General features: G+C 61.1%; 9 protein-coding genes and 1 pseudogene. 4 read left to right on the forward strand and 6 right to left on the reverse strand.

Annotated elements, in window-relative coordinates:
- A partial coding sequence (locus A3754_RS12075) for an ATP-grasp domain-containing protein (RefSeq protein ID WP_063519887.1) occupies positions 1 to 942 on the forward strand: 942 nt, incomplete at its 5' end.
- Between the two features lie 274 nt (positions 943 to 1,216).
- A complete protein-coding gene (locus A3754_RS12080; RefSeq protein WP_063519894.1) occupies positions 1,217 to 1,789 on the forward strand; it encodes a TVP38/TMEM64 family protein in 573 nt (190 codons plus the stop codon).
- 193 nt (positions 1,790 to 1,982) lie between these two features.
- On the opposite strand, the gene A3754_RS12085 is transcribed toward A3754_RS12080, so the two are convergent.
- The 5 genes from A3754_RS12085 to gmk form a co-directional block, all read right to left on the reverse strand.
- Complete coding sequence (locus tag A3754_RS12085) at positions 1,983 to 2,219, reverse strand: DUF2789 domain-containing protein (RefSeq protein WP_063519888.1); 237 nt, start codon at positions 2,217 to 2,219, stop codon at positions 1,983 to 1,985.
- Between the two features lie 198 nt (positions 2,220 to 2,417).
- Positions 2,418 to 2,804, reverse strand: coding sequence for a RidA family protein (locus A3754_RS12090; protein WP_063519889.1), 387 nt, complete (start codon positions 2,802 to 2,804; stop codon positions 2,418 to 2,420).
- A 150-nt stretch (positions 2,805 to 2,954) separates the two neighbouring features.
- Positions 2,955 to 5,066 carry a bifunctional GTP diphosphokinase/guanosine-3',5'-bis pyrophosphate 3'-pyrophosphohydrolase gene (spoT, locus tag A3754_RS12095; protein WP_063519890.1) on the reverse strand — a complete coding sequence of 704 codons (2,112 nt, stop codon included), beginning with the start codon at positions 5,064 to 5,066 and terminating at the stop codon, positions 2,955 to 2,957.
- 279 nt (positions 5,067 to 5,345) lie between these two features.
- Positions 5,346 to 5,609: a DNA-directed RNA polymerase subunit omega gene (gene rpoZ / locus A3754_RS12100; protein WP_007149241.1), complete on the reverse strand. Its 264-nt coding sequence runs from the start codon at positions 5,607 to 5,609 to the stop codon at positions 5,346 to 5,348.
- Positions 5,610 to 5,758: 149 nt separating this feature from the next.
- Positions 5,759 to 6,382, reverse strand: a complete 624-nt coding sequence (gene gmk, locus A3754_RS12105) for a guanylate kinase (RefSeq protein WP_063519891.1) — start codon at positions 6,380 to 6,382, stop codon at positions 5,759 to 5,761.
- 100 nt (positions 6,383 to 6,482) lie between these two features.
- Here gmk and doeB point away from each other — a divergent pair, with 100 nt between their 5' ends.
- Together doeB and ilvD are read left to right on the forward strand one after the other, a co-directional pair.
- Complete coding sequence (gene doeB / locus A3754_RS12110) at positions 6,483 to 7,472, forward strand: N(2)-acetyl-L-2,4-diaminobutanoate deacetylase DoeB (RefSeq protein ID WP_063519892.1); 990 nt, start codon at positions 6,483 to 6,485, stop codon at positions 7,470 to 7,472.
- Between the two features lie 18 nt (positions 7,473 to 7,490).
- Entirely contained in the window at positions 7,491 to 9,176 is a 1,686-nt protein-coding gene (ilvD, locus tag A3754_RS12115; protein WP_063519893.1) for a dihydroxy-acid dehydratase, read from the forward strand.
- A 77-nt stretch (positions 9,177 to 9,253) separates the two neighbouring features.
- Here the strand turns inward: ilvD and A3754_RS26150 are convergent.
- A pseudogene (locus tag A3754_RS26150) lies at positions 9,254 to 9,453 on the reverse strand (IS4 family transposase); the annotation flags it as partial.

Consider the following 9,453-nt stretch of genomic DNA (forward strand, 5'->3'; position numbering starts at 1 on the left):
CGCTACCCGGTGATTACTGTGGAACGTGAAGCCTTCCCGGACACCGGTTTTTCCGCAGAACTCGCGCAGAGCGATCGTTGTGTGGCGCGCGGCGCCCTGCAAGTGATCCCCGACCGCTTCACCCAGAAAGCGATGCTCGACAAGCTGGGCATTCCCACGGCGCCCTGGGTGACCCTGGACAAGACCGACGACCTGCATGATGCGGTGGCGCAGTTTGGTGGCGTGGTCGTGAAGGCCCGTAGTGGCGGCTATGACGGTCGTGGTACCTGGATTGTGGGCGAGGGCGGCGACCTGTCTGCTGTGCCTGCCGCAGAGTTGGCCGGCAAGGCCATCGTCGAGAAAAAAATTCCGTTCAGCCGCGAACTGTCCATCGTCGGCGCGCGCAGTATCAGCGGCGAAACCCTGTTCTACCCGCTGACCCGCAACTGGCACGTGGACGGCATTCTGCGCCTGAGCCTGGCACCGGCCAACGCCTGTTCTGATCTGCAGAAACCCGCCGAGCAGATGCTCAAGGGCATCATGGAAGAACTGGATTACGCCGGCGTCATGGCGGTGGAGTTCTTCGAAGTGGATGGCCAGCTGATGGTCAACGAGATTGCCCCGCGGGTGCACAACTCTGGCCACTGGACCCACGAAGGCGCGGACTGGTCCCAGTTCGACCTGCATGTCCACGCCCTGGCCGGTGTGCCCCTTCATGCCCTCAACGTCCACGGGCCCTCCGCCATGGTCAACCTGATCGGCACGCCTTTCGAAAACGCCTGGCTGCAACATCCGGGTGTGGTGCACTGGTATGGCAAGAGTGTGCGGCCGGGCCGCAAGGTGGGCCACGCCAATCTGGTCGCCGGTACCCTGGAAGGCCTGCGCGAAGGGCTGGATGTCTGGGCCGATGTGCTGCCTGAAGGCTATCAGGCGGTGCTGGATTCTGAGCTGGATCTGGACTGATTTTGAGTGGCGAGTTGAGCGTTCAAAGTTGAAAAGCGCGGCATTGCCGGGAGCCATCCGAAACCGGCTTTAGCAGCGCCGCAGCACCGGGAAACAATCAAAACTGAAACTAATCGCAGGCGCCGGCGGGCATCCCAGGTATCCTGCACTTTTCAACTTTCAACTTTCAACTTTCAACTTTCAACTTGAAACCCCTCCCCCTTCACGTTTTGCTGGCCGTGCCAGCTTACACTGTCCATAGTGCAAGGCAGGAAAAGGCGGAACGGTTGTGATCATGACACTTTCTCTGGGGCGTTACCGGCGGCTGATCATGTTGGCCATGGTGCTGGCGCTGGTCCTGATTACCGTGGAACTGACGGGCCTGCGTGAGCAGCTGTCGGTGTCGTTCCTGCGCGCGCAACTGGAGGCCAATCCGGTTTCCGGTTTCATTGCCTTTGTGGTGGTCTTCGTGATCGGCAACCTGATTCAGCTGCCCGGCTGGATCTTTCTGGCGGCGGCCATCCTGGCGCTGGGAACGGTGATGGGCGGACTGGCGACCTATGTGGCCGCCTGTGTGTCCTGCCTGGTGACCTATGTGCTGGTGCGCGGTCTCGGCGGCAGTGCCCTGCGGGATATACAGAGCCCCCTCGCCAGGAAGATTCTGGCACGGCTGGACAGCCACCCGGTGCGCAGTGTCGCCTTGCTGCGTTTGTTGTTTCAGACCATGCCGGCGTTGAATTACACGTTGGCGCTCAGCGGGGTGAAGCTACGCCATTACATGCTTGGCACGCTGATTGGCTTGCCGGTGCCGCTGCTGCTTTATTGCATCTTCTTCGACCGAATACTGCTGCTGTTACCGATCGGGTAAGGCCGGACACATGGCCTGCCGCAGGGGCCCGCCTGCAGGCGATCCGAGCCCAAGCGAGGTAAGGATTCCAGAAGCGAGTTTCGAGTAACGAGTTTCGAAAATCTAACAGCGACGACCAGGCCCCGGGGTTGGGGTTTTGCCTTTCGCAACTTGTTACTCGATCCTTGCCTTGCCCAGGCCCGAAGCTGCCCTTTCAATGCCTCAACAGCGCACTCAACGAATCCACCACTTCCGCCCACTCCGCGTCTTCGCGAACCGCCTCGGCGAGAAATCGTGCCTGGGATTCATTCCAGAACGGTGCCTGATGCAGGTGCATGCTGTCGGTGAGTGTGCCGCCATGCTGGTGGATGAAGTCTTCAATATCGGGATCGCTGCTGGCCAGCCCGAGCTGATCAAACAGGGCGTTGAGGTCGTGGGTCGCGGTATCCATATCGCTCTCCCTTATGTTGCGAAAATAAGGTTGCCAGAATAAGTGTTGCGAGATTAACGCAGGCGCACATCTGTCCGCCCACCGTCTGTTCGATGGTGCGCTTTTAAAGCCGCCCTGTCTCCCCTCCTTTCGGAGGGCGGCACCAACAAAAACGCCCGCACAAGGGCGGGCGTGTTGCATGAAGCGTGGTGCGTGGGGTCAGGCAATATCCAGGATGCCGTCCATTTCCACGCCGGCGCCTTTAGGTAGTGCCGCCACGCCGATGGCCGCCCGAGCCGGGTAAGGCTGGGTGAAATGCCGTGCCATTACCTCGTTGACCAGCGCAAAGTGGCTCAGGTCGGTGAGGAAGATATTCAGTTTCACGATGTCCTGCAGGCTGCCGCCTGCGGCTTCGCACACCGCGATCAGGTTGGAAAACACCTGCTCGATCTGCGCCTCCATGTCGCCTTCAACCAGCTCCATGGTTTCCGGCACCAGCGGAATCTGGCCGGACAGATACACGGTGGAGCCTGCCTTGATGGCCTGGGAATAGGTGCCAATGGCTTGCGGAGCCTTGTCGGTGCTGATTACGGAATGGTTGGACATGATGTGTTCTTCGTCAGTTATGCCCCCGGCCACGGCCAGCAGGCGAAAAAAGGGAAGCGGCTATGCTTGCACGGGTTAATACCTGCACGCAATAGCGCGGAGAAACCGCCAAGAGTGCCTTGGCATGTTGCGTGAGGGGTGCTGCGTTTATCAAAGCCGGTGGATGCGGACGATGCTGTCCAGGGTGCGCAGTTTCTTGATGATGCGGGCCAGGTGGATGCGGTCTTTTACCGTCATGGTCACGTTCAGGGTCGTGAGGGTGGGGTCTTTTTCCGCCATATCGATGGTGTCGATGTTGGAGCCCAGTTCCGACACGCTGTTGGCCAGGGTAGCGAGCACGCCGCGCTTGTTGATCAGCTCGATGCGCAGGGCGGCGGTGAATTCCTGCTCTACCTGTTTGTCCCAGCTTAGCGCGATGCATTTTTCCGGCGCATTGCGCATTTCCGCCAGCAGGTTTTTGCAGGTATCACGGTGGACTACGATGCCGCGCCCGGCACTCAGGTGGCCGATGATGGTATCGCCGGGCAGCGGGCAGCAGCACTTGGCGTAGCTAACCATCAGGCCTTCGCTGCCACGAATGGCCAGTGGTCGGCGGTCATCTTCGTGCTGGCGCTCGTCGTCATCGCGAGCGCCGGCCAGCTTGCGCGCCACCAGTGGTGCCAGGCGGTTGCCCATGCCGATATCTTCCAGCAGGTCGTCCAGCTCCACATAGCCGTTGCCGGCCAGCTCGCTGACCACTCGCTCAATGGGCAGATCGTCCAGGCCCATGTCGTAGCTGTGCAGGGCTTTCTCCAGTAGCCGCTGCCCCAGCTCCACGGCATCTTCGCGTTGCTGGTGCTTGAGGAAGTGGCGAATGTTGGTGCGCGCCTTGCCGGTGACCACAAAGTTGAGCCAGGCCGGGTTGGGAGTGGCATTGGGGGCGGTGATGATCTTGACGGTCTGCCCCGATTCCAGTGGCGTGGACAGCGCGGCGAGCTTGCCGTCGATACGGGCGGCCACGCACTTGTTGCCCACCTTGGTGTGCACCGCGTAGGCGAAGTCCACGGCGGTGGCGCCGCCGGGCAGTTCCTTGATGTCGCCCTTGGGGGTGAAGATATAGGCTTCGTCCGGGAACAGGTCCACCTTCACGTTCTCGATAAACTCCATGGAGTTACCGGTCTTCTGTTGCAGTTCCAGCAAGCGCTGCATCCAGCTCTGGGTGCGACTGTGGGTTGGGGTGCCGGGTTCGCCGTCGGATTTGTACAACCAGTGGGCGGCGATGCCGTTGTTGGCCATGGCTTCCATTTCTTCGGTGCGAATCTGCATTTCCAGGGGAATGCCGGAGCGGGCCTTCAGTGTGGTATGCAGGGACTGGTAGCCATTGGCCTTGGGAATGGCAATGTAGTCCTTGAAACGACCGGGGATGGGTGTGAAGTAATTGTGCACGGCCCCCAGTACCCGGTAGCAGGTGTCCACCCGGTCGACGATGATGCGGAAACCGAACACATCCATGATGTCCGCGAACGGTTTGTGCTGTTCTTTCATCTTCGAGTAAATACTGAACAGGTGCTTCTCGCGGCCCAGTACCCGGGCTTCGATGCCTTCTTCTTCCAGGCAGTGTTCCAGGCTGGTCTTGATGGTAGTGAGGATTTCCTTGCGGTTGCCGCGGGCTTTTTTCACCGCCTGGCCTATCAGCCGGGCGCGCATGGGATAGATGGCATGGAAGGCCAGATCTTCGTATTCCACCCGCATGTTGTACATGCCCAATCGAAAGGCGATTGGGGCATACAGTTCCAGTGTCTCGGTGGCAATGCGGCGACGCTTCTCGGCACGCATGACGTGCAGGGTGCGCATGTTATGCAGGCGGTCAGCCAGCTTGATCAGGATGACGCGGATGTCCCGGGTCATGGCCAGCATCATCTTGCGCAGGTTTTCCGCCTGCTGCTCCGCTTTTGATTCGAACTTGATCTGGGCGATCTTGGAAACGCCGTCCACCAGCTCGGCCACCTCTTCGCTGAATTCGTTGGCCAGCTGCTCTTTACTGAACCCGGTGTCCTCGATCACATCGTGCAGCATGGCGGCCATGAGCGAGGCATGGTCCATGTGCATGTCGGTGAGGATGTTGGCCACCGCCAGCGGGTGGGTGATGTACGGATCCCCGGTGCGGCGGTACTGGCCTTCGTGCGCTTGCTCGGCAAAATGGTAGGCGTGTACGACCTGGGCGATCTGGTCATCGTCCAGGTAACTGCGTAACCGTTTTTCCAGATTATGGATGGTGGGCAAAAGGCCTCGTCACGCCCTTGGCGAGTAGCAGGTTCGAAGATGACTCTTAGCTTAGATTTGAGGGCAGGATTTGTCTATGACAAGGAGGATAGGCGCAGACGATTGTTTGGCTGGGAGAAAGCGATACCGGTTGGCAAGCAAGGCGCGAAAAAAGGGGGGGGGGCGCTGGGAAACAGGAGTGAGGGGCAAGTGCCAGATGGCAAAACGCAGAGGCCGGTCGGCCTCTGCGTTTGCGTGTCTTGTTCCCGTCGACCCGTTTGGGGGAGACGGGGCGGGCAATTACTCGCCGAAAGACTGGGTCAGCAGGGCCAGCTCGTCCACGTCGGCGCTGCGATCCGCGATGGGGTTGTCCACGGATTCAGCCGTCACGTGGCCTTCGGCGATTTCACGCAGGGCGACAACGGTGGGTTTGTCGTTTTCCCAGGCTACACGTGGCTCTTTACCGCCGCTCTGCAATTGGTGGGCGCGCTTGCCGGCAACCAGTACCAGCTCAAAGCGGTTATCCAGTTTTTCCAGGCAATCTTCTACGGTAACTCGTGCCATGCTGCTCTCCTGACAAGCTGGCGGGGCCGGTTCGACATGAACCCGCACCGCCTGATAATTCGCAATGAGCGATTTTACGGGCTGAGGGCAGTGCAAGTCCAGTGCCCGCCGCCGAACGGCGGAGCCGGGGCTGGCCCCGACGGGGGCGATCAGCGTGGCGCGAGCAGGTTCTGCAGGGTCGCGGCCTGGCGGGCAGACTGCCGCGCTGTTACCAGCCGGCGAGCCTCGACAACGGCTTCCAGCTCATACAGGGCACGCTGAAAATCGTCGTTGACCACCAGATAGTCGAATTCGCCGTAGTGGCTCATTTCGTCCTGGGCACCGTCCAGACGTTGCTGGATCACCGTTTCGTCGTCGGTTTCGCGGCCCCGCAGGCGGTCGGCCAGAATCTCCAGTGAGGGCGGCAGAATGAAGACGCTGACGGCATCCGGTAGCTGCTTGCGAATCTGGGTGGCGCCTTGCCAGTCGATCTCCAGAATCACATCATCGCCGCCGCGCAGGGTCTGGGCGACCCAGTCGGCACTGGTGCCGTAAAGGTTGCCGAACACTTCCGCATGCTCGAGAAAACGGCCCTGTTCCACCTGACGGACAAAGCTGTCACGGTCGGTGAAATGGTAGTTCACGCCGTCTTCCTCGCCGGGGCGCATGGCGCGGGTGGTGTGCGAGATGGAAATGCGGACCCGGGCAAGCTTGTCGACCAGGGCGGCCACCAGGCTGGTCTTGCCGGCGCCGGACGGGGCGGAAATGATGTACAGCGTGCCTTTGTCGGCCATAAAAAGAATGTCCTGTTCGCGATCCCGGTAAAGCGCGCATTATAGGCGTAAAGACCCGGGTGCGTCATATGCACCCTGACCTGGAGATAACGGACTCGCTATGCAGGACAGCGCGATCAGCGCCACGGTGGATTTTCATCGGGACGGCGTGCAGCACGGATTCCTCAAACTGCCTTACTCCCACGACCAGTCTGCCTGGGGCAATGTGATGATCCCGGTGACGGTGATCCGCAACGGCGAAGGGCCCACCGCACTGCTGACCGGGGGCAATCATGGTGATGAATACGAGGGCATCACCGCCTTGCTCAAGCTGGCCAACCGGCTGCAGCCGCGTGATATCAGCGGCCGTGTCATCATTGTGCCGATGATGAATCACCCGGCGGTGCTGAACGGCACGCGTACTTCACCGCTGGACGGCGGCAACCTGAACCGGGCCTTTCCGGGCAACCCCGCCGGTACCCTCACCGAAAAAATTGCCGATTACTTCACCCGTTATCTGGTGCCGCTGGCCGACGTGGTGCTGGATATGCATTCCGGTGGACGCACGCTGGACCTGTTGCCTTTTGCGGCCACCCATCGCCTCGCCGATGAGGCCTTTGGAGCGCGCTGCCTGGCCGGGGCAGAGGCGTTTGGGGCCCCTTACACCCTGTTTATGGCGGAGCTGGAGGAGGCGGCCCTGTTCGATAGCGTGGTAGAAGCCCAGGGGCGGGTGTTCATTAGCACCGAGCTGCGCGGCGGCGGCACGACTACCCCGGATACCGTGGCGCTGGCAGAGCAGGGCGTGGACAACGTGTTACGCTTTGCCGGCATTCTGCCCGGCGACCCGCTACCGGTGACATCGCAGGCGTTGGAGATCCCCAACGCAGACTATTACCGTGTCAGTGAGCATCGCGGTTTGCTGGAATTTGCGGTGGCGCTGGGTGAGTGGGTGCAGCAGGGTGATGTGCTTGCCCGTGTGCATGCCATCGACCGCACCGGCGAGCCACCGGTAGAGTATCTGGCGCCTTTCAAGGGCATGTTGATTGGTCGCCGTCACCCGGCACGGGTGGACATTGGCGACACCTTTGCCGTGCTGGCGGTGAAGCGTTAACCGGAATCAGGAGAGGGTATGAGTGATGCACAGGGCGATCCACGCCGCCGGCATTCCGCCAAGGTCGTCGACGGTCCAGGCAAGTCGGCGAGCCGGGCCATGTTGCGGGCCGTGGGATTTACCGATGAAGATTTTCGTAAACCTCAGGTGGGCATCGCGTCTACCTGGAGTCAGGTGACGCCCTGCAACAGCCACATTGGTGAGCTGGCCGACAAGGCCTGCCAGGGCGCGGATGCGGCCGGCGGCAAGGGCGTGATTTTCAATACCATTACCATCTCTGACGGGATCGCCAACGGCACCGAAGGGATGAAGTATTCGCTGGTCTCCCGCGAGGTGATTGCCGACTCCATTGAAACCGTGGCCGCCTGCGAAGGGTTTGACGGCCTGGTGACCCTGGGCGGTTGCGACAAAAACATGCCGGGCTGCCTGATGGGCATGGCGCGGCTGAATCGCCCCAGCGTGTTCGTCTACGGCGGCACCATCATGCCCGGTAAGGGCCATACCGATATTGTCTCCGTGTTCGAAGCCATGGGCGCCCATTCCCGGGGCGACATGGATCTGATTGAGCTCAAGCAGATTGAAGAAACCGCCATCCCCGGCCCGGGTTCCTGCGGCGGCATGTACACCGCCAACACCATGGCCTCGGCCATCGAAGCACTGGGCATGAGCCTGCCCGGCAGCTCCGCACAGAACGCGGTGTCCGAAGAAAAGCGGGAAGACTGCGTGCGGGCCGGCGCCGCTGTATTGAAACTGCTGGAAGAGGAGATCAAGCCGTCCGACATCATGACCCGCGCGGCGTTCGAGAATGCCATCACCGTGGTGATTGCCCTGGGCGGCTCCACCAATGCGGTGCTGCACCTGATCGCCATGGCCCGCACCATCGATGTGGCGTTGTCACTGGATGACTTTACCGAGATCGGCAAGCGGGTGCCGGTGCTGGCGGACCTGCGCCCCAGCGGCCACTACATGATGAGCGAACTGGTGGCCATTGGCGGTATTCAGCCGCTGATGAAGATCTTGCTGGAGGCGGGTCTGCTGCACGGCGACTGCCTGACTGTCACCGGCCAAACCCTGACGGAAAACCTGGCCGATGTGGCGCCCTATCCCCTGGATCAGTCGATTATTGCGCCCCTGTCCGAGCCTCTGAAAGCGGAAAGTCACCTGCGCATTCTGTATGGCAACCTGGCCCCGGACGGCGCGGTGGCCAAGATCACCGGCAAGGAAGGCACCCACTTTTCCGGCCCGGCACGGGTGTTCGGTTCGGAAGAAGAAGCCCAGCAACGGATTAACGACGGCACGGTAGTGTCTGGCGACGTGGTAGTGATTCGCTATGAAGGCCCCCGCGGTGGGCCGGGCATGCGTGAAATGCTCACCCCCACCTCCGCCATCATGGGGCGAGGCTTGGGTAATGAGGTGGCGCTGATTACCGATGGCCGCTTCTCCGGCGGCAGCCATGGTTTCGTGGTCGGCCACGTGACCCCGGAAGCCTTCGATGGCGGTCCGCTGGCGCTACTGGAAGACGGCGACCTGATCACCATTGATGCGCAGGAGAACACCCTGGTTGTGGACCTCTCCGATGCAGAGCTGGCACGCCGCCGTGCCAATTGGCAGCAGCCGACGCCACGTTATACCCGTGGGGTGTTGGCCAAGTACGCACGGCTGGTCGGTTCCGCCAGCGAAGGCGCGCTGACGGATCAGGATTGATCAGTCGGGGCGAGCTTCTGCTTTTGCCGACAAAGACAAGCAGATGCTCGCCATCGCCATGGATGTCCCCCATAGCGTTCTGGCACATGGGTGCCATGGTTGAGTCCGACACTCAGCTTCACGTTGCAGGTATCCGGCCGGTGGGCAGCCCAGGGAAACAGCTTGAGGGACAGGTTGATGGCACTCGCATCCAGTGAGTAGAGAGGGTTCTTGAAGCGGAACTTATGGGAGCTGGGGCTATTTCTGCAGCGCTGGAGCAGCTTGTAGAACAGCGCTT

Source organism: Alcanivorax sp. HI0083 (assembly GCF_001635175.1).